Raw genomic sequence first — 19,267 nt, forward strand, 5'->3', positions numbered from 1 at the left:
TAACATGGATAAACGGTTTTTTTCAAATAATGTAAATTTAATTGTCATTGACTACAATGATTTTTGGGAAACAAAATATATGGAACCTAAATGGCTTGAGTGGGCAAAACAGCCACAATCAATTGCACAGGCAGGACTAACTTATTCGAAGGATATTTATGACTTGGAAAGGATTTGAATCATTAAGAGAAATAAGCGTTGACATTATAGCACACCATACAGATATCGATAAGACAGTTATACGTGATTTATTTGCTAATGAGACGGGTTATGCGACCCCCAAAATAGATATTCGGGCGGTGGTTTTTAGGGATAATAAAATATTAATGGTTAAAGAAAAAATGGATGGTGATGGTTATTACCAGGTGGCTGGGGCCACATCGGCTTTACACCTAGTGAAGTAGTTATCAAAGAAACGAAAGAAGAATCGGGATTTAATGTAAAAGCAATCAAACTCATAAGTGTATTTGATAAGAAGTACCACCCTCATCCACCATCTCTCTACCATGTCTATAAAATGTTTATCCAATGTGAAATCATTGGAGGACGTGCAGAAGAAGGCATGGAAACTAACGCTGTTGCGTTCTTAGCTGAAAATGAACGCCCTCTCTATCAATGGCTAGAAATACCGAATCACAAGTAAAATTAGCTTTTCGTCATTTAAATAATCTATATTTACCTACCTATTTTGATTGAAATCTCAAGCTGAATAATATGAATTGTATATTTGACGATTAAAGGAGAGCCGCTCAAACCAGCTCTCCATTTTTTATGTATTCTTCGATTTTTTCGAATTTGTATTTGACATAAAGTGTGCATAAAGGAAAACACTAAGAAAATCTTAAGAATTGATGTCTGAGTTTGTTAAGATTTAATTAGTATTATATCCTTATACGAATCCTATAGGGGTGATTGACATGAACCTAAAGCGGTGGAGGAGTGAATGTAGTTGAACATTTTGATTTGTGATGATGATAAAGAAATTGTTAGGGCGATTAGCATTTATTTAGAAAATGAGGGCTATCAAGTATTCAAAGCTTACAATGGGATAGAGGCAATCGATCTTATTCGAGATCACATTATTCATCTTATTATTATGGATATTATGATGCCCAAAATGGATGGGATTACGGCGACGATGAAGATTCGGCAAGATAATATGATTCCGTTAATTATGCTTTCTGCTAAATCAGAGGATTATGATAAAATACTGGGATTAAATATCGGAGCAGATGATTATATGGCCAAGCCGTTTAATCCATTAGAACTTGTGGCTAGAGTGAAATCGCAGCTCAGAAGGTATACGACCTTTGGAAGTCTTGAGAGGAGTAGTGCTGTATTTCAAACGGGTGGTCTTGTGATTGATGATGAACAGAAAATCATTACTGTTGATAAACAAGAGGTTCATTTGACACCAGTGCAATATAAAATCTTAAAGCTTCTCACAGCCAATGCTGGAAGAGTATTCACGATTGAAGAAATTTATGAAAAGGTATGGAATGTCAGGGCTATTAATCCTGAAAATACGGTTTCGGTTCATATTCGAAAGATTCGAGAAAAAATTGAAATTAATCCAAAAGAGCCGAAGTATTTAAAAGTTGTATGGGGAGTTGGGTATAAGGTTGAGAAAGTTGAGAAGTATTAGTCATGCACTTATTACGAAAGTAGTTGTGTTTCTAATTGCTGTCGCTTGTTTAACTGGTATAGCGAGAGTAATGATTAACATGGAATTTAATGAGATTCATCTTAGTAGTATAAATCAAGATAACTATTTTGAAAGTCGAGCATTCGCAGATGAAAGTTACAGCATTATTGCTCCTTTAGCGCAATTAATCGGAAAATACAAAAGTGAAGAATATATTTTAAGTGGGAAGACACTAACAGAAGAGGATAATAGAAGAATCGAAGAGGAATTATATTATGATTTTCGCAATTCTTACAGATATAATCCTAATTTGAGTGAAGAGGAAAATAAGCACATCTATCAGGAAAAATATGCAAAAGACATTGCTAGAACAAAAGAAGAAAGTATGACAGAACAGGTAAGAAATTTTTATCAATTACGCAGTTCGCTCGAAGCCTATGAAGGAATTGTGTTTTATGCGAGTGACGGTGAACATAAGTTCTCCAATAGTGATCTCACAAAGAAAGAGCAATTTGAATCCTTTGATGCCTATATGTTATTTGAAGATTATCAACAAAAACTTTACCCAAATGAAGTGAAAGAAAGTCAATACTTGGATTACTTTACACACGAAGTTAACATGTTGAACCCACAAACAGATGTTATTTATGTGGGGTTTAAAAATTCTTACCTCCAGCAAAAAATATCGGAATGGGAAAAAGATAAAGCGGCTGCCCAAGGTTTTCTGAATGAATGGATAGTATTTCTAGCAGGGTTTATTTTATGTTTTGTGTATTTAATCATAGTTATTGGAAGAACGCCATTTGATGAAGAAGAAATTCATTTCCATGTCATAGATAAACTTTATAATGATCTTAATATTGTGCTTATCGGTTGCTTAACAGCGATGTGGATCGCCATGATTGTTGAAGTCTTCCGTGATATGTACATGTTCTTCACCGTGCCTATTTTTATCATTGGCTTACTATTGATTTTATCACTCGTAAAGCATATTAAAAATAGAACGTTATTTCAGCATACACTCCTCTATCAACTTTTCAAAAAGCTATTTATTTTGCTAAAACATGTTTTTGACAGTGGCAGTACAGGCGTCAAAATTGTGCTGCTAATTATTGGCTATCCATTAGTAGTAGCGGCTACGTTTTTCATGTTTCCTATTACGATGGGGATTGCTGCCTGGTTGGCAATGAGAAAGGTGAAGTCGTTTAACCGCATTAAAGAGGGCGTAGAGCAAATTAAAAATGGAGATCTTCATCATCGAATTGAAGTTGACGGAAAAGGGGAGTTTAATCAACTTGCAGAAAATATTAACCGTATTACAGATGGGTTAAAAAAGGCAGTGGATAGTGAAATCAAGAGTGAGCGTTTAAAAACAGAACTTATTACGAATGTTTCGCATGATATTAGAACGCCTTTAACGTCAATTATTACGTATGTTGATTTATTGAAATTAGAAAACGATCCTAAAATGATTGAAGAATATGTAGATGTGTTAGATCAAAAATCGAAAAGACTCAAGCTTTTAACGGATGATTTATTTGAAGCGGCTAAAGCATCAAGTGGTAGTATACCTGTTCAGTTAGAACGGATTGATATCGTCTCATTACTAACGCAAGGAATTGGAGAGATGGATGAAAAAATTGAAGCCTCGTCATTAGATTTTAAGTTAGCCCATCCAACAGAAAAAGTGTATGTGAAGGCTGATGGTAAACTCCTATGGCGTTCCATCGAAAACTTATTCTCGAATATTTTTAAATACGCACTGCCTACATCAAGGGTATATATTGGTGTTGAAGACGTAGGGAATGAAATACTTGTGACATTTAAAAATATTTCAGCATATGAATTAAATATTTCAGTTGATGAGTTAATGGAACGCTTTAAACGAGGTGACGAATCAAGATCAAGTCAAGGTAGCGGATTAGGGTTGTCGATTGCTGAAAGCCTTATTCACATCCAGAATGGCAAATTCTTAGTTCAAGTAGATGGTGATTTATTTAAGGTCATGATTTATCTACCGAAATTTCCAAATGAATAATGTAATAAAGGAATAGGATACATGCGAGTCCTATTCCTTTTGTGTACGTAAAGAAGATAAAAAAAGAGAGCGGCATAAGCCAACTCTCCCTTAACTTAGTTAAAATTCTTTTGTAAAAATGCCTTTGTACGGTCGTTTTGAGGGTTTGTAAAGAAGTTGTCTGGATGATCAGATTCGATAATTTGACCACCATCCATAAAGACGACCTTATTTGCTACCTCTCGTGCAAAGCCCATTTCGTGTGTTACCACAATCATCGTCATCTGATCCTCTGCTAGGCTTTTCATAACCTTTAATACTTCGCCTGTCAGCTCAGGATCTAAGGCAGAGGTAGGCTCATCAAATAATAAAATTTGAGGATTCATCATAAGGGCACGTGCAATTGCTACCCGCTGTTTTTGGCCGCCAGAAAGATTAGCTGGATAAGCCTTGGCCTTGTCGGCAAGACCAATTTTTTGTAGTAAATCTTGACAGCGTTTTGTAATGGCTTCTGTCGATTCTGTTTTAAATAAGCTCGGTGCCATTTCAAGGTTTTGCTGAACGGTTAAATGGGGGAACAGGTTAAAGTGTTGAAAGACCATCCCCATTTTAGCTGTGATTGCTTTGATGTCTTGTGGCTTTGTATATCGACCATCTTGCACTAAATAATCGCCATCTACTACAATACTGCCACCATCGATTTCTTCTAAATGTATTAAGCTTCGAAGCATTGTACTTTTCCCAGATCCAGAGGGACCGATAACTGCAATGACATCATTCTTCTCTACTGAAAATGTAATTTGTTTCAGAACCTCCACCTGATCGAAAGATTTCTTCAAATTTGTTACTTCCATTAATGCCATATGTGTCACCTCTATTCGAATTTAAAGCGTTTTTCTAGCCATTTAAAGAACACGGTCAATACAAGGGTCATGACTAAGTAAATTGCTCCAGCAATAAAGAACGGTGTAATTGTGAAGTCACGATTGACAGCTGTTTGCGCAAAATGTAGTAATTCTGGAACAGCAACTGCATAAAGTAGGGCTGTATCCTTAATTAGTGTAACGGATTCATTTGATAATGCGGGTAAGGCGACACGAAACATTTGTGGCAAAATAACACGTGTCGTCGTTTGCCATTTGGATAAACCGAGTACCTGGGCTGCCTCATATTGTCCTTTATCGATGGCAAGAAGACCACCACGGAATATTTCTGCAAAGTAGGCAGCATAATTTAAAATAAAGCCAAGACAAGCGGCCACAAAACGATCGAGTACTAAATATTCACCGATTACTGGCAGCATAGGTAAACCAAAGCAAATTAATAATAATTGTAGTAATAGTGGTGTACCACGCATGATATAAATATACGTATGTGCAAGCCAAGCAAGTGGTTTTATCCGACTTTTTACGGCGAGTGTTAGTAAAAAGCCAAATGGAATCGATACCAGAATGGCAATGAAGAACAGTAAAACTGTCATTTTTGCCCCTTCTAGCATCGGTAATATCATAGTTTGCCAGTAATCCGCCATAACGATGTCCCTCCAAAAAGAGTAAGAGTTCCGCTAAGGAAACTCTTACAGTTGATGTATCCTGTCATTATTTTAATACTTTATCTTCACCGAACCATTTTGTTGAAATGTCAGCCGCAGTACCGTCTTCATTCATTTTGTCTAACGCGGCTTGTAGTTTTTCTAATAAGGCTTCATTTCCTGGTTTCACACCAATACCGTATTGCTCAGGTGCGAGTGATTCCTCTAATAATTTGAATGTGTCAGGCTCTTGTGTCATGTAATATTCTGCAACTACAGCATCAATTACCACAGCATCAACACGGCCTGTTTTTAAGTCTGATAATGCTAAAACATTATCCGCAAATTCTGTAATTTTTTTCACTTCTTTGTGAATTGGATTACCGTTTAATGCATCGGCTGCAGAAGAAAGGGATTGAATACCTACTTCTTGTCCAGCTAAATCACTTAGCTTCGTAATCTTTGAATCTGCCTTTGTTATCACAACTTGAGAGTTTTCAAGATAAGGCTTTGTAAATAAAACCTTTTCCTTACGTTCATCTGTAATGGTATAACCGTTCCAAATTAAATCAATACGTCCACTTAATAATTCAGCCTCTTTTGTTTTCCAATCGATTGGTTGGAATTCTGCTTCAACGCCCATATGCTCTGCTGCAGCGCGAGCTAAATCAATATCGAATCCAACGATGTCGTTTTTATCATCGCGGAAGCCCATTGGTGCAAATTTATCGTCAATTCCGATAATAATTTTTTCTTGATCTGCTGCTGTTTCGTCTTTTTCTGCTGTCTTTTCTTTTGAAGTACCGCATGCTGCTAAAACGATGACAGCTGTCAGCATCATAAATAAAGTCAATACACGTTTCATTTTAGTTTCCCCCTATAATCTAACGCTTTCGTTTGCTAAACTACTAATGTGTTAAAGGATAACATCGTACTCTAACAATGTCAATATCGTTTTGGATTAATCAGAAAATGAGTGGCGTTTTCTAGCATTTTTTTGAATATCATAAAATTATGAAATTGGGGGATAGTAAGTAACTGAAGAATAGGGAAAAGAAAAAGGGACTGCTCCAATAGAACAGTCCTGTGAAATGAGGCTAGCCATTTTTGCTTTGGATTGCTTTTCGTGCCAAGGCATCGGCCGCTTTGTTTTGTGAGTCGGGCACCCATTTGATAAAGAATAAATCAAAGCTAGTGGCAAGCGCTAAAGCTTTTTCTAAATAAGGTTTAAATTCCTCATTTTTCACATATTCTTTTTCCATAGAAGCAACAACGATTTTGGAATCTGAACGCACCGAGACAAGAGGGGAGCCTAGCTTTTGTGCTTCTTCAAGACCACGAACCAATGCCGAAAATTCAGCAATATGGTTGTTTGTTTCCCCAATATACTCGCTGATTTGGATATGGTGACCTTCACCTTTAATAAATACTCCTATCCCACTTGGCCCGGGATTTCCTGCACTGGCAGCATCTATATAAACCTCTAACATATCATCCCTACTTTGCGTTTTGACTTCTCTATAATTGTACAACAAGGCTATGGGCAAAGCATCCTTGTGGGGCAATTCGTGTTTGAAAAAAATACGTAGGAAGTAAACAAAATAGTTGCTTGTTGAAATTGAACGCTTCATAATAGTAGGAAGTGAATTTTGGACGTGAAAGGAGCGAGAGTTCACATGGATAAAGTGACGGTTATGAAGGATATTGATGAACTGCATGATACGTTTTGTTCGGATTGCTTAGTGATTAAGCAATTACGTAAAGAACGTGGTAAACCAGGGGCTCATCGTTTCTGCATTGAAGCCTGTTCAGTTGGAGAAAAGCTACAGTTCCTAGGGGAAGAACTTTTAAAAGTTTATAGCAAATAAACACATGAGAAAAGCTACATGTATTAGCAAAACGCTAGTACATGTAGCTTCTTTAATTGTCAAGATTATTTCGTTTCAGCATAGCTGCTTAGATCTTGGTAATACTTTGTAAGAGAGGAAGCCGAAATATCGAATGTCGCAGCGATTTCTTTTACCGTCATAGAAAGGGACTCAAACAGCTCCTTTTCCTGACCATAACGAATCGCACCAGCTGCAATGGCCGCTTCTTTACGCGCAGTCGGTTGACCTTCAATTAAATAGTCTTCTAAAAGCTCAAGCATCGGTGCTGTTTCACGCTCATTTTGCTCTAGGAAGTCTTTTACTTGTGTCAGGACATTGCTCTCAAAGTTTGAGAATTCCTCACCCTTATAGCCATTTGATACTAATAACTCCCAAAATGCTAGGTGCTCTTCTTTTAAGAAGGAGCCAACCTTCTTCTCTGAAGCCTCAAAGCGCTTCTTGAATTCTTCAAAGACCTTCGCATGATCCTCTGGGAAGAAAATCAGTGTAGACACAGCTAAATAATGAGCCGATTTCTTCGTGCCATCTGGTAAAATGAAGGCAAATACATGCATACCTTCAGGAATCGGTTTGTTATTTTCACGTCGAATATAAAGCTCATCATTTGTAAGTATATGATTAGCCTTGAAATATTTTTCCTCAACAACAGACACCGTACCAATAAATAAAGTAGGCTGAGACCAATCTTCAAGTACTTTGACTGTAGAAGGTCTTACCGCTTTTTTCTTCGTTTTCTTCAAATAATTTTTCCAAATAGATGGCTCTTGATGGAAGAAAAAGTCGTCTAAAGCGATGGCTTCAATAAGCTCTCGCTGTAAAACGCTCTCTAATTTAGGCTGCCATGTGCCCACATGCTCAATATAGGCACGAACATCTTTACGTTCTGGATATTCTAAGTAAAATGTTTGTAGCACACGCTCTAATTCTTCGATTTGTACTACTTCCACTGTTACTTGTTGTTTGCCTTCACAACATTTTTTATATTTTTTGCCGCTACCGCATGGGCATGGATCATTACGTTTTACCATAATTAGAACACTTCCTTTAATCATTGTTAATCGTATATTGCTAAATAATTTGCGTACTCTTAATAATAACGGTACTTTTGTATGAAGAAAAATGATTGTCTATTTTGAAATATCTAAAAAATATAGAGGGACGCCCTGATTCTAGTATATGTACGTGTTTTTATACTTAGAACTAAAAAAAGAAAACGATCTATACCTTGAATAGGCAGGACCGTTTTCTAGTTAAATTATTGCTGAACCGCTTCGATTTCCACTGTTAGACGTTCAAGCTCATCAATTAAATGGCCAATGTAGGCAATTGTATCACGAAGTGGTTGGTCAGTCGTAATATCAACACCAGCCATTTGCGCTAACTCCACTGGTGATTTTGTACCGCCAGCCCGAAGAACTGCTAGCCAATCTTCAACAGCTGGAGCGCCCTCTTTTAAAATACGTTGAGACACTTGTGTGGAGATGGTTAACCCTGCACTATATGTGTATGGATAAAGGCCCATATAATAGTGCGGCTGACGCATCCATGTGAGTTCAGCACCTTCAGAAATAGCGACTGTATCGCCCCAGAAATCTTCCAACACGGAACGTTTTAATTGATTGAGGATGGTTGCATTAACTGCTTCTCCAGCATCAATTAATTCATATACTTTGCGTTGATAGGAAGCTTCTAGTAAATGTGTAACAAAGTTATGATAATATGTTTTCGCTACAATATTGGAAATTACCCAACGTTTAAAGCGTAGATCTTCATTATGTGTTAGTAAATAATTTGCTAACAGCATTTCATTCATTGTCGATGGCGCTTCAATAAAGTATAGAGATGGACGACTATTAAGATAAGATTGATGTTCATACGTATTTGCAAAATGCCCAGCATGACCAAGCTCATGAATAAGTGTAAAGACTTCATTCATTTGTTCATTCCATGACATTAAAATATAAGGATGGCTACCATACGGACTTGAACAAAATGCCCCTGTAGATTTTCCTTTGTTTGGCGCATAGTCAATCCAGCGTTCATTAAAAGCTCTCTCCATTAATTGATTATAGTCTTCACCCATAACGGCTAATGCCTTTTCAACATATTCTTTTGCCTCAGCCATTGATAATCTTGGATCATACTCAGGATCCAGCGCAATTTTTAAATCTGCAAATGTCATTTGGTCGATTCCGTTGGCTTTTTGAATTAACGTTGCATAGCGACGCATATGCGGGGCAAGCTCTTTTGTAATTAAATCAATTTGACGATTATAGAGCGAACGATCGACATCTTGATCAAATAATAAATAATCAATGACAGAATTAAAGCCTCTTAGGTCAGCCATTGTTTTTTCTTGTTGAATATGTGTGTTATATACTTGTGCCGTTGTATGCTGGTAATCGCGTAGCTTGCTTGAAAAGGCTTGAAAGGCAGCACGGCGTACATCTGTATTTGCTTCAAACTCCCAGTCATTTTCGTACAGCACAAAGCTAAGAGGATGCTTTTCGCCATTGGCTTCAAATTCGCCAAAATCCATGTCCACTAATTTTGTCGTATTGTACGTTTTATATGGCGCGTCAAATGTGGCACTGAAGGCTGCCAGCGCTTTTTCCACTTCAGGATGGAGCTGGTGTGGTTTTTGTTTTAATAATTCCTCTAGATATCGTTTGTAAAGAGGGCTTAATGTCGCTGCTTCTTGTAAAACAGCTTCATCCAATGCCAGTAACTCGCTGCGCACGAAGGATAGTGCACTGCTGACTTTTCCGATAGCTGTACCAAACTTTGCTGCACGCATTTGTGCTACATCATTTGTGCGATCTGTCTCAAGATTTAAGCTTGCATATGTGCCAATTGGAACAAACTTTTTTTGTAGCTCTTCAAAGGCTGTTAACACGTCGATTACTTTTTGTGCATTTGTAATCGTACCTTTGTATTGTTGCTCGAAGCTAAGTGCATCTTCCACTAATTGTGCTAAGGTAGGTTCAAAATCAGCCTCATTGCTCAATAAATCTGTTAAATCCCAAGTTTCCTCTACTGCAACATCTTTTCGTAATGGTAAAACTTTCATTTATGGACACCCCTTTACATATAAGTGATTTCATTATAACGAAACTATTTCGGAAAGTGAAATAATTTCGTAGAATAGTTGAAATATTCTTACTCTAAATCGTTTCTCATGAAGGATGTTTGAAATATTGTCGGTCGGGAACAATGAGTGTATAGCCAACATCTTTTATTACTCATACTAATGGCTAGAACAAGACATATTGGAGGAGAAATTAATTATGACACAAAACTTAAACAAACAATTAAATAAGCTAGTGGCGACATGGTCTGTGCTTTATACAAAGCTACACAATTATCATTGGTATGTCACAGGTCCAGCCTTCTTTACACTGCATGCAAAATTTGAAGAGCTATATAATGAAACAACATTGAATTTAGATGAAATAGCAGAGCGTATTTTATCAAAGGATGGCAAGCCAGTGGCAACATTAAAAGAGCATCTAGAGCTATCCTATGTAGATGAAGCAACAGGTGAAGAAACGACAGAGGACATGGTTGCAACGACAATCTCAGATTTCCAAAAGCTGATGAAAGCTTTAAATTCTACAATGGAGCTAGCCGCAGAAGAAGGAGACGACCGTACAGAGGATCTACTCAATGCCATGTATCAGTCTCTTGAAAAGCATACATGGATGTTAAAGGCCTTTCTTGACAAGTAAAAATTGACAATTTGCATGCTGAAGAAGAAATTCTCTCCAGCATGCTTTTTTTCTGCCCTGAACTTATTATGTCAAATCAGCAACGTAGTTTAAGGCAATTTAACAATTATTACAGTTTAGTAAAATGGGTTTGTTTGTGTGTAGTGCGGGTAATTACCTAGTAAGCCATACAACATAGGAGGAATTGAACATGATGAATGAACAAAATCCAAAAATTGAGGTGGCCCATACAAGGGATGAAATGCTTCACATTTTAGAGAATATGCGAATGGAAGGTTATCACCAAGACGATATTCATATTATTGCGAGAGATCCCCAACAGTTTGAGGATGTAAAATGGGATGCCGATGTGCAAACGCATGAGGCTGGAAATTGGGTAGATCAATTTAAATCTTGGTTTACAGGCGAGTCAGCCGTTACAGAGGGTTTAAAACGATTTAATCTGTCAGAGGGACAAATCGCTTACTATGCGCATCTTGTAGAACAGGGAAGTATTGTCTTATATGCAGAACATGAGGATGATGTCGATACACTCCAAACATATCCAGAGACTGCTGAAGAGCAAGAGGAGCGTTTAAGAAATCAACAGCGTATGGCAGAAGCAGAGCAATATAGAAGATTTTTATAATGAATCAAACTAACGAGATATGACTATTCCTCGCTAGTTTGAATATAGACAAAGTCGATTGTTTCGACTTTGTCTATTATTTTATCTAGCATTTCTTGAAAAGAAGGGCTATTTTTTAAATGCCATCTTTATATTTAGAAATGTTATTTTTCGCATTTAGTATAGAGAGAATAGGATCACTTGTTTTCTTTTTAAAAGGTTGCGAAAGCAGGTCTTGTAAATTAGTAGATTCTCTCATATCAAGGCTTTGTTTGGTTTCCATGAGGAGAACCCTTTGTCCTGTTGGTTTGACAAGGTATTGACGTACATAGCCATTTTCGTATCTGACCTCAATTTTCGATTTGTTCTTTTTTTCGTCTTCCTCTTCACGGCCACCGACATGTCTCATTAAATCCAGTAGGTTTTGTGTTTGAATTGGTTGATTATCCTTGGTTGGTGAATAATATGACGTATGTAAGGTTTGAATTTGCATGTATGAATCTCCTTTATTTTCGTACCTGTAAAAATTATACTATTTTACATGTAATCGTGCTATAAATTCAATACATAGTAAAAGGAAGCTTGAGAAATAACTCTCAGCTTCCTCTTTTATTCATATGCACTATATTATTGTATGACTTTTTCCTGTGCATCCTTTTTCATAAAACGTAATACATGGAAATGCTCTAATTGTGCTACTAAATTCCCTATAAGAATGAAGCTGCCACCAATCATTAATTTCATTGTTATGCCTTCTCCGATAAACATCATGGCAAACATAGCGGCAAAAATTGGTTCTAAGGAGAATATAAGACCTGTATGTGTAGCAGAAGTATACTGTTGTGCAACAGTTTGACCAACAAAGCAAAACGCACTACAGATGATGCCAAGCCCTAAAATAGCAATCCAGGATATTGCTGAATTTGGCATTGTTGGTGTTTCGAATAGAAAGGTTAACACAAGTGCATAAATTCCAGCAAAGCCAAGCTGATAAATTCCGTATGAAATGGACTCTACATTTCGTGTGAATGAGCTATTTAAAAGTAAATAAATTGAATAACATAACGCAGCAATTGCTACTAATAAATCACCTTTATGGAATGTGAATGAGCCGTGTGCTGTTAAGACGGTAATACCAATCATGGTACAAATGATCGCAAAGCTAACTGCTCGAGAAGGTAATTTTTTTTCAATAAAGCTGCTGAAAATCGGCACTAACACGACCGTTAGGCTCAAGATGAAGCCAGCATTTGAAACAGAAGTAGATTGTAAACCAAATAAACTTAACGCGAACACAATGAATAATAAAAATCCTTGAATAGCCGCATATTTTAATGTTTTACCATTTACTTTGATCATCCGTTTGTAAAAAATAAGTCCTGCTACAAAAAATGCGATGATACAACGTAATGCCACCACATTATAAACTGCCAACGTTTCTAGCCCCATGACCATAAAGGTATAAGAGAGCCCCCAAAACATTGTGACAATAACCATCAATACATTTGCTTTTCCTTGGATACTCATTATGTTCACCTACCATCTGTGTACTAAAACAGTTTTATACTAAAAATTACTATATATCTTGTGTTGTGATTAGTAAAACGAATGTTTATAATGAATAGGATTAAAAAAATTCATGTATATAGAGGGATTGCGGATGAGCTTAGTGAAATATGAGATTTTAACAAAGGTGGCAGAGGTGGCAAGCTTTACAAAAGCAGCTGATGCGCTAGGGTTAACACAATCTGCTGTGAGTCATGCCGTGTCGAGTTTAGAAAAAGAGTTTGGCTTTGCGCTCATTCATCGAAGTCGTGTGGGTGTGACATTAACGAGTGAGGGACAAACAATGCTAAGGGCAATGCGTCAGGTTTTGGATGCTCAGGAATTATTGCAACAGGAAGCAGCTCACATTCATGGCGTGACACGAGGTAAGGTTCGAATTGGTGTGATATCGAGTATTTCTTCAAATTGGATGCCAGAGATTGTTCGAATTATGGATAATCAATTTCCAGGGATACAGGTGGAATTACGAGAGGGAGATTACTATGAAATTGAACAATGGCTTTTAAGTGGTGAAGTAGAAGCAGGATTTTTGAATGGTCAAAAGTCAGAGCAATATCAGTTCACTGAGCTCCAACAAGACCCATTATTATGTATTGTTTCGGATAAAAGTCCATTGTTTGATAAGACAGAAATTGATATCGTAGATTTAGAGGATATGCCATTTATTATGACTTCCTATAAAGGGACAAATGATGTCAAGGTGCTATTAGAGCAATATCATGTTAAGCCGAATATCCGCTTTGAGCTTTCCGAGGAAGTGGGAATTCTTTCCATGATTTCTCATCATTTAGGGATCAGTATTTTACCTCAGTTGGTTATTCAAAATTTACCGCCAACATTGAGAGCGATTCCGTTAAAGCAAGGTGGCTACCGAACGATTGGTATTGCCATGAAACACCATGCTTCGCCCGTCACAAAGAAATTTGCAGAGATATTAAGTGCTTGGCTAAAAGAACAAAACAGCTCCCTAAAATAGTGGCTATTGAAGCCTATCCTTACATTACGTTAAAATAGTATTTGTATATATTTCAGAAAATAGGTGAGTGTATGGGGACATTACAGGGCAAAACCGTACTCATTACAAGTGGGGGAACACTTGAAAAATGGGATCGTGTACGAGGTCATACGAATTTATCAAAAGGCACAATGGGGTGTTATTTAGCAGAGGCGGCGCGGGCTGCTGGCGCTAACGTAGTATACATGCATGGTTACTTTGCACAGCTCCCAGAAAACCAAAATGATATGACATTGATACAATTTGAAGGCATAGAGGATTTAGGACAAAAGGTGCGTCATGCAGTTCAACAACAACATGTCGATATCGTTATTATGGCGGCTGCGGGCTCTGATTGGGTCATTGACAAAGTATATGATCAATCAGGTAATTTAATGGAGGAAACGGGGAAAATGCCTTCTGACGAACCACCTATTATTCATTTTAAAAAAGCACCAAAAGTATTAGGTCAAATTAAGGGATGGCAACCGAATGTAACGTTAGTAGGCTTTAAGCTCGAAGCAACGAATGATGAGGAATTCTTGTTAGCTCGTGCCAGACTGCGTATGGAAACAGCCAATGCACAATTTATGGTAGCAAATAGCTCTCAGTCTTTATATGGGGGGGATGAACCTCATTGGATTGTACCTGCTGATGGACAGCCTCTTAAAGTAATGGGCAAGCAAAAAACAGCAGAAGCTTTAATGATGTATTTACAAAATCAATAAATGTGAACTGTGTAGAGAAATATTTCTACACAGTTTTTTCTTGTCTAAAAGGTTAGCATCCTATAATATTTACTTAACGGTCGGTAAAAAAGGAGGGTAATAATGGGAAATAAAGAACAAACTTTTCACAAAATTATAGAAATTGCTTATGGGATGTTTGCGGAAAATGGATTTGAAAAAACAAGCTTAGCAATGATTGCTACAGAGGTCGGTATTTCAAAACCAGCCATTTACTATTATTTTCAATCAAAGGATCAATTAATCGCTTTCATATTTGATGAATTGTATAAAGAAATTCAACATGATGTTGCTGTGGATTATAAAGAGCTTTCTTCTGCTAATTTTAAGGAGGAATTACTTAAGCTAGGCTATAAATCTATTGAGGCACAGGACAAGGACCCTTATTTTAATAAAATATTTAATCAATATGTACTATTAGCGGCCCGCGATGAAAACTATAAAAGACAATTAGTAGAGCTAGAAACCAGCTTTTTAACGAGCTTTGTTGCTATCCTACGATATGGCGTACAGCTAGGCGTGCTAGAGGATACTCCACATATAGAAGCGAAGGCACAGATGCTAGCCCTCGTCTATGATAATATCGGTAATTTCATGTTAACAGGCAACCAATTGAACTATAGGGCTATTTGGAAGGAGGCTGTACATAGCGTTATCCAAGGGGGCAAAGATGACAAAAAGAAATGATGATCGGCGCATTGAAGGTCTTGATTTTGCAAGAGCTCTCGCCATGCTTGGCATGTTCATTGTCAATTTTGGCGTCATAACAGGTTCTACAACGAATGGTTCAACATGGTTAATTGCCTTCCAACATCTTTTCGAGGGACGTGCTTCGGCCGTATTTGTCATGCTAGCAGGAATAGGGACAGCCTTAATGACTCGTCAGGCTAGAGAGAGTAAGGACCCAATCCTTCTTCGTCAAAATCGACTTACTTTGTGGAAGAGGGCGCTTTTGTTATTTACGATAGGGTTAATATTATATGCAATCGGCTGGACAGGAGATATCTTACATTATTATGGCGTGTATATGTTTGTTGCTGCTTGGTTGATTGCCCAATCCAAGAAAATGATGATCTTCATAATCGGTGCCATCCTTATCCTTTCACAATGGCTTCAAATTCAATTTAGTTACCTTGCTGGTTGGCATCCAACATATGTGCTACTAGAGTATCTTGATTTTTGGACACCAGCAGGATTTATAAGAAATTTGATGTTTAATGGCTATCATCCACTATTCCCCTGGATTTGCTTCTTTCTGATAGGTATGGTAATGGGCACATTAGATTTAACAAATCATACATTAAGAAAAAACTTACTGGTGATAGGTTTATTGTTAGTCATCATGACTGAGACTTGTTCAACGTTATTCATTAAGATGACAACCATTCATTTATTAGATGTAGAGAGTGCATTGTATTTATTTGATACAGGACCGATTCCACCGAATATGATGTATGTCCTATCTAATTCGGCTTCGGCTATTGTCATCATTGTTGGCTCCATCTATCTTGTAGAGACATGTAAAAATAAAGTTATTCAATCTTTCATATTAACAGGACAAATGTCTTTAACGCATTATGTTGGCCATGTTGTTATAGGCATTGGAATACTAATTATTTGCCAAAAGCTGGAGAACCAAACACTTGCTTTTTCCATGCTGTATGCCTGCTGTTATTTTTTAGGATGTGTCGTTGTTTCTGTATGGTGGAGGACTAAACATCATCGAGGCCCACTTGAATTTATGATGAGGAAATGGAGCTTGTAATAAATTAATGGATTGCCATCTATTTCTCACTGACTAGGCATAAAATACTTTAGGTATAGGGAGTCTTTTAATCTAAACGACATATTGCATAGTATTCAACTAGGTTTTCTAATATTTTGTATTGACATTCCTATAGCAGAATTATAGAATTATTTTCAAGAAACGCAGTACTCTTATCAAGAGAGGTGGAGGGACTTGGCCCAATGAAGCCTCGGCAACCGAACAACAGGTGCCAAATCCAACAGATGGTGTCTGAGAGATAGGAGGGGCTATCAATCAGTTTGATGCGTTGGCCTCTTTATGAACAATAAGGATAAAAAAGAAGGGGTGTATCGTATGGCTCAGTCAGTAAAAGTAGATGATAAGAAACTAGAGGCAATTGCGAAGGCGATTCAAAATCTTGAATTTGGTGAAGTGCATATTACGATTCAAGATGGTGTGATTGTGCAAATTAATAGGCTTGAAAAGCAGAGATTTCCGCAGAAAAAATAACAATGATTTCAGTAGAACTTATGTCAAACGGCCACCTATAAGCATGAAGGATTTCCTGTGCTTACAAGTGGCCCTTTTTTTGTGTAAAGGCTAGCTATAAAAGCTTTTTGGTATGGGACCGATATGACGGCGATGATAAAGCAAAGGCTCTTTTTGAGCATTTGTAATGTCTACGACCTGCCCAATAAAAATGGTATGGTCGCCAGCATCGATTTGCTGAAATGTTTTACATTGTAAATTAGCTGCTGTATCATGTAAAATCGGTAGTCCTAAAGAGGAAGTTGACCATTTTGCTTGTGCAAAGCGATCAGGGATTTTACTGGCAAATAGTGTACATAAATGCTCTTGATCACTCGCTAAAATATTGACCGCAAAATTTGGCGCAGTCGTGAAATAAGGATGGAGCTGAGATTTTTTATCGAGTGACCACAAAATAAGGAGCGGGTCGATTGAAACAGATGCAAAGGAATTGACGGTTAAGCCAATCGGTTTTGTGTCATGACATGTCGTGACAACTGTTACGCCTGTAGGATAATTACCTAATGCCAATTTAAAAGCAGCTACTAAATCTGTCATTCAAATCACCTCTTTATGAAATTAGTGAACGGAGTTTGTAGGTAAACGAAACTTTTTTTCATATCCTACTAGTAACTCCTTTTCTTGAGTAAATTTTAAACTAATCAAACATACAGGTAAAGGTAATGGGGAAAGAAAGGGGAATGGCCATGACTTTATATTTTGATCATTTGGTTCATCAAGTGGAATCACCAGAAAATATAAAGGTTTTCTTCAATAAACGAAATGTCCATACAGTGAATGGTGGGCAGCACACGATGTGGGGGACTTATAATACGTTAAGCTACTTTGGCTTAAGCTATATTGAACAAATTGCTATCTATGATCGTGATTTATTTGAGCAAGCGGCACAATACCCATATTCCCTACATTATACGTTTAAACGTGATCAAGAGCGCCAGGGATTTTCTCGAATTGCTCTGCGCACAAAAAATATTGAGGAAGAGGGTCGACGCTTGCGAGCATTGGGCTATGAAGTATATGGACCAGATGCATGTAGCAGAACAAGACCAGATGGCACTGTGGTAGAATGGAAGCTACTGCATTTTGGTAAGCCAGATCTGCCAATTGATTTTCCATTTTTGATTGAATGGGCGGAGGAAGATGAAGAACGTTTGGTTCAATTAAAGGCAAGTGGTGCCATTGATGTCAAACAGGCTATAACGATGGAATCCGTCCAATTCTACGTCAAGGACATGCAGGCAACAGTTAAGCTGTGGCAAGAGGTGTTACAGCTACCAGTGCCTACGCAATATGAGCAGTATTTGTCACTACAGCTACCGAATATGCGCTTAGATTTCTATGAGGAAGAGAGCGCGATGACAATGACACTTGGTCATGTCAAAGAGGGACCATTTGGTGTGACATTAAAGGATCCTAAACGAACAAAGGAAACTTTAGTTTGCCCTGGTGCTTTTTATTGGATAAATCGATAAGGAGAAAAGGCTGGGCCATAACTAACTGGGACCTTCATTAAGCCGAATAATCTTTAAATTAACAAACATGATAACTAGAAAAACCGAACTATTCCGAAACACTTCGTAAGCGTTTTAGTGGATAGCTCGGTATTTTTATGGGCTGAAACACTTTTGCTTCCGCCTTTTTACATAAGTATTGAAAAACAAAACCATCAATAGAATTTATGATGCTGGCTACTTGCTTTCCTGTGGATTTAGCGTTATAGAGGAGACACTGGAGCGAAATCACCCCCTCACCTTGCTAAAAAGTTTTAGCAGTGACATGATCTTTAATTCAACAATATGGAAAAATCCACTTCATCAGAGAAGTGGATTTTCGTTGCCAATTATTATTCAATTGTCATTTTTTTCGGTGTTTCTGTACCTGTATACCAATCAAATTCAATTTCAAATGAATGCTTGTCGCCCTTTTTTGTATAGGAGTATTCGATTTTGAGCTGTTCACTTGGGCTGACAACTGTTGGCTCTGTGTCTTGAACAAAAGTGAATTCACCATTTTCTTTAAGCTTTTTTGCAATCGTTTCCAGTGTTGCTGCAAATTCTGCTACACTTTGTCGTTCTTTATGCTTCAAAATAACTTCATTCATGGGTTTATTTTGTTTTTGCATCGAAATCCCTCCTTACGTCTTGTTACTTCTATTATAACATGGAGGGGGCATTCAGCTTATAAAACAATACAAAAAGCGGATGAAGGAAACGATGCATTTCCTAATCCGCTGCTAATCTGGAACTAC

General features: G+C 37.4%; 21 protein-coding genes, 1 pseudogene and 1 riboswitch. Of the genes and pseudogenes, 12 read left to right on the forward strand and 10 right to left on the reverse strand.

Annotated features, from left to right (window positions below):
* The first annotated feature begins 79 nt into the window (after nt 1–79).
* The 3 genes and pseudogenes from B3D98_RS09680 (at nt 80) to B3D98_RS09690 (ending at nt 3,683) form a co-directional block, all read left to right on the forward strand.
* Nucleotides 80–696 (forward strand): annotated as a pseudogene (locus B3D98_RS09680) (NUDIX hydrolase).
* 253 nt (nt 697–949) lie between these two features.
* Nucleotides 950–1,645 (forward strand): response regulator transcription factor, encoded by a 696-nt coding sequence (locus B3D98_RS09685; RefSeq protein ID WP_048390068.1) that lies wholly within the window; start codon nt 950–952, stop codon nt 1,643–1,645.
* Complete coding sequence (locus B3D98_RS09690; protein ID WP_288582697.1) at nt 1,623–3,683, forward strand: HAMP domain-containing sensor histidine kinase; 2,061 nt, start codon at nt 1,623–1,625, stop codon at nt 3,681–3,683. The genes B3D98_RS09685 and B3D98_RS09690 overlap by 23 nt, the downstream gene beginning before the upstream one ends.
* A 95-nt stretch (nt 3,684–3,778) precedes the next feature.
* Here the strand turns inward: B3D98_RS09690 and B3D98_RS09695 are convergent, their stop codons facing one another.
* The 4 genes from B3D98_RS09695 to B3D98_RS09710 form a co-directional block, all read right to left on the reverse strand.
* Nucleotides 3,779–4,525 carry an amino acid ABC transporter ATP-binding protein gene (locus tag B3D98_RS09695; RefSeq protein ID WP_288582699.1) on the reverse strand — a complete coding sequence of 249 codons (747 nt, stop codon included), beginning with the start codon at nt 4,523–4,525 and terminating at the stop codon, nt 3,779–3,781.
* 11 nt (nt 4,526–4,536) lie between these two features.
* Nucleotides 4,537–5,193 (reverse strand): amino acid ABC transporter permease, encoded by a 657-nt coding sequence (locus B3D98_RS09700; RefSeq protein ID WP_004269380.1) that lies wholly within the window; start codon nt 5,191–5,193, stop codon nt 4,537–4,539.
* 67 nt (nt 5,194–5,260) lie between these two features.
* Nucleotides 5,261–6,058, reverse strand: a complete 798-nt coding sequence (locus B3D98_RS09705; protein ID WP_054550807.1) for an amino acid ABC transporter substrate-binding protein — start codon at nt 6,056–6,058, stop codon at nt 5,261–5,263.
* Nucleotides 6,059–6,290: 232 nt separating this feature from the next.
* Nucleotides 6,291–6,683, reverse strand: a complete 393-nt coding sequence (locus B3D98_RS09710; protein WP_288582700.1) for a ribonuclease HI family protein — start codon at nt 6,681–6,683, stop codon at nt 6,291–6,293.
* Nucleotides 6,684–6,869: 186 nt separating this feature from the next.
* On the opposite strand from B3D98_RS09710, the gene B3D98_RS09715 reads away from it, so the two are divergent.
* On the forward strand, nt 6,870–7,061 hold the full coding sequence (locus B3D98_RS09715; RefSeq protein ID WP_048390078.1) for a zinc-finger domain-containing protein: 192 nt from the start codon (nt 6,870–6,872) through the stop codon (nt 7,059–7,061).
* 65 nt (nt 7,062–7,126) lie between these two features.
* Here B3D98_RS09715 and B3D98_RS09720 read toward each other — a convergent pair whose 3' ends face one another.
* Both B3D98_RS09720 and pepF read right to left on the reverse strand, forming a co-directional pair.
* On the reverse strand, nt 7,127–8,110 hold the full coding sequence (locus tag B3D98_RS09720; protein WP_288582701.1) for an SEC-C domain-containing protein: 984 nt from the start codon (nt 8,108–8,110) through the stop codon (nt 7,127–7,129).
* Between the two features lie 227 nt (nt 8,111–8,337).
* Nucleotides 8,338–10,152 (reverse strand): oligoendopeptidase F, encoded by a 1,815-nt coding sequence (gene pepF, locus B3D98_RS09725; protein WP_288582703.1) that lies wholly within the window; start codon nt 10,150–10,152, stop codon nt 8,338–8,340.
* Between the two features lie 217 nt (nt 10,153–10,369).
* Here pepF and B3D98_RS09730 point away from each other — a divergent pair, with 217 nt between their 5' ends.
* The gene (locus B3D98_RS09730) at nt 10,370–10,810 is read left to right on the forward strand and encodes a Dps family protein (RefSeq protein WP_054550810.1); all 441 of its coding nucleotides are present in this window, start codon (nt 10,370–10,372) and stop codon (nt 10,808–10,810) included.
* Between the two features lie 190 nt (nt 10,811–11,000).
* Nucleotides 11,001–11,438 carry a general stress protein gene (locus B3D98_RS09735; protein WP_288582706.1) on the forward strand — a complete coding sequence of 146 codons (438 nt, stop codon included), beginning with the start codon at nt 11,001–11,003 and terminating at the stop codon, nt 11,436–11,438.
* Between the two features lie 115 nt (nt 11,439–11,553).
* Here B3D98_RS09735 and B3D98_RS09740 read toward each other — a convergent pair whose 3' ends face one another.
* Both B3D98_RS09740 and B3D98_RS09745 read right to left on the reverse strand, forming a co-directional pair.
* Complete coding sequence (locus B3D98_RS09740) at nt 11,554–11,910, reverse strand: hypothetical protein (protein WP_288582709.1); 357 nt, start codon at nt 11,908–11,910, stop codon at nt 11,554–11,556.
* Between the two features lie 134 nt (nt 11,911–12,044).
* A complete protein-coding gene (locus B3D98_RS09745) occupies nt 12,045–12,944 on the reverse strand; it encodes a DMT family transporter (protein WP_004269389.1) in 900 nt (299 codons plus the stop codon).
* 133 nt (nt 12,945–13,077) lie between these two features.
* Between B3D98_RS09745 and B3D98_RS09750 the strand changes: the two genes are divergently transcribed.
* The 5 genes from B3D98_RS09750 (at nt 13,078) to B3D98_RS09770 (ending at nt 16,980) form a co-directional block, all read left to right on the forward strand.
* Nucleotides 13,078–13,959 carry a LysR family transcriptional regulator gene (locus B3D98_RS09750; RefSeq protein ID WP_048390089.1) on the forward strand — a complete coding sequence of 294 codons (882 nt, stop codon included), beginning with the start codon at nt 13,078–13,080 and terminating at the stop codon, nt 13,957–13,959.
* A 71-nt stretch (nt 13,960–14,030) separates the two neighbouring features.
* On the forward strand, nt 14,031–14,705 hold the full coding sequence (locus tag B3D98_RS09755; protein WP_288582712.1) for a phosphopantothenoylcysteine decarboxylase: 675 nt from the start codon (nt 14,031–14,033) through the stop codon (nt 14,703–14,705).
* Between the two features lie 102 nt (nt 14,706–14,807).
* Nucleotides 14,808–15,410, forward strand: a complete 603-nt coding sequence (locus tag B3D98_RS09760) for a TetR/AcrR family transcriptional regulator (RefSeq protein ID WP_066037708.1) — start codon at nt 14,808–14,810, stop codon at nt 15,408–15,410.
* Nucleotides 15,394–16,488 carry a DUF418 domain-containing protein gene (locus tag B3D98_RS09765; protein ID WP_288582714.1) on the forward strand — a complete coding sequence of 365 codons (1,095 nt, stop codon included), beginning with the start codon at nt 15,394–15,396 and terminating at the stop codon, nt 16,486–16,488. Before B3D98_RS09760 ends, B3D98_RS09765 begins: the two co-directional genes overlap by 17 nt.
* Nucleotides 16,489–16,658: 170 nt before the next feature.
* Nucleotides 16,659–16,754: riboswitch (SAM riboswitch) on the forward strand.
* Nucleotides 16,755–16,824: 70 nt separating this feature from the next.
* Nucleotides 16,825–16,980, forward strand: a complete 156-nt coding sequence (locus tag B3D98_RS09770; protein ID WP_004269393.1) for a YezD family protein — start codon at nt 16,825–16,827, stop codon at nt 16,978–16,980.
* 90 nt (nt 16,981–17,070) lie between these two features.
* On the opposite strand, the gene B3D98_RS09775 is transcribed toward B3D98_RS09770, so the two are convergent.
* On the reverse strand, nt 17,071–17,556 hold the full coding sequence (locus B3D98_RS09775) for a flavin reductase family protein (RefSeq protein WP_048390098.1): 486 nt from the start codon (nt 17,554–17,556) through the stop codon (nt 17,071–17,073).
* Nucleotides 17,557–17,705: 149 nt separating this feature from the next.
* Here B3D98_RS09775 and B3D98_RS09780 point away from each other — a divergent pair, with 149 nt between their 5' ends.
* Entirely contained in the window at nt 17,706–18,491 is a 786-nt protein-coding gene (locus B3D98_RS09780) for a VOC family protein (RefSeq protein ID WP_048390099.1), read from the forward strand.
* A gap of 371 nt (nt 18,492–18,862) precedes the next feature.
* Here the strand turns inward: B3D98_RS09780 and B3D98_RS09785 are convergent, their stop codons facing one another.
* Nucleotides 18,863–19,141, reverse strand: a complete 279-nt coding sequence (locus B3D98_RS09785; RefSeq protein ID WP_288582719.1) for an amphi-Trp domain-containing protein — start codon at nt 19,139–19,141, stop codon at nt 18,863–18,865.
* Nucleotides 19,142–19,267: the final 126 nt, after the last annotated feature.

Origin of the sequence: Lysinibacillus sp. UBA5994 (genome assembly GCF_002429725.1) — a bacterium.
GTDB lineage: Bacteria > Bacillota > Bacilli > Bacillales_A > Planococcaceae > Lysinibacillus > Lysinibacillus capsici.

Bases quoted from the DNA above. Each gene is read 5' to 3' on its own strand.
- B3D98_RS09695 (WP_288582699.1), bottom strand. From the start codon at position 4,525: ATGGCATTAATGGAAGTAACAAATTTGAAGAAATCTTTCGATCAGGTG.
- B3D98_RS09700 (WP_004269380.1), bottom strand. From the start codon at position 5,193: ATGGCGGATTACTGGCAAACTATGATATTACCGATGCTAGAAGGGGCA.
- B3D98_RS09705 (WP_054550807.1), bottom strand. From the start codon at position 6,058: ATGAAACGTGTATTGACTTTATTTATGATGCTGACAGCTGTCATCGTT.
- B3D98_RS09710 (WP_288582700.1), bottom strand. From the start codon at position 6,683: ATGTTAGAGGTTTATATAGATGCTGCCAGTGCAGGAAATCCCGGGCCA.
- B3D98_RS09715 (WP_048390078.1), top strand. From the start codon at position 6,870: ATGGATAAAGTGACGGTTATGAAGGATATTGATGAACTGCATGATACG.
- B3D98_RS09720 (WP_288582701.1), bottom strand. From the start codon at position 8,110: ATGGTAAAACGTAATGATCCATGCCCATGCGGTAGCGGCAAAAAATAT.
- pepF (WP_288582703.1), bottom strand. From the start codon at position 10,152: ATGAAAGTTTTACCATTACGAAAAGATGTTGCAGTAGAGGAAACTTGG.
- B3D98_RS09730 (WP_054550810.1), top strand. From the start codon at position 10,370: ATGACACAAAACTTAAACAAACAATTAAATAAGCTAGTGGCGACATGG.
- B3D98_RS09735 (WP_288582706.1), top strand. From the start codon at position 11,001: ATGATGAATGAACAAAATCCAAAAATTGAGGTGGCCCATACAAGGGAT.
- B3D98_RS09740 (WP_288582709.1), bottom strand. From the start codon at position 11,910: ATGCAAATTCAAACCTTACATACGTCATATTATTCACCAACCAAGGAT.
- B3D98_RS09745 (WP_004269389.1), bottom strand. From the start codon at position 12,944: ATGAGTATCCAAGGAAAAGCAAATGTATTGATGGTTATTGTCACAATG.
- B3D98_RS09750 (WP_048390089.1), top strand. From the start codon at position 13,078: ATGAGCTTAGTGAAATATGAGATTTTAACAAAGGTGGCAGAGGTGGCA.
- B3D98_RS09755 (WP_288582712.1), top strand. From the start codon at position 14,031: ATGGGGACATTACAGGGCAAAACCGTACTCATTACAAGTGGGGGAACA.
- B3D98_RS09760 (WP_066037708.1), top strand. From the start codon at position 14,808: ATGGGAAATAAAGAACAAACTTTTCACAAAATTATAGAAATTGCTTAT.
- B3D98_RS09765 (WP_288582714.1), top strand. From the start codon at position 15,394: ATGACAAAAAGAAATGATGATCGGCGCATTGAAGGTCTTGATTTTGCA.
- B3D98_RS09770 (WP_004269393.1), top strand. From the start codon at position 16,825: ATGGCTCAGTCAGTAAAAGTAGATGATAAGAAACTAGAGGCAATTGCG.
- B3D98_RS09775 (WP_048390098.1), bottom strand. From the start codon at position 17,556: ATGACAGATTTAGTAGCTGCTTTTAAATTGGCATTAGGTAATTATCCT.
- B3D98_RS09780 (WP_048390099.1), top strand. From the start codon at position 17,706: ATGACTTTATATTTTGATCATTTGGTTCATCAAGTGGAATCACCAGAA.
- B3D98_RS09785 (WP_288582719.1), bottom strand. From the start codon at position 19,141: ATGCAAAAACAAAATAAACCCATGAATGAAGTTATTTTGAAGCATAAA.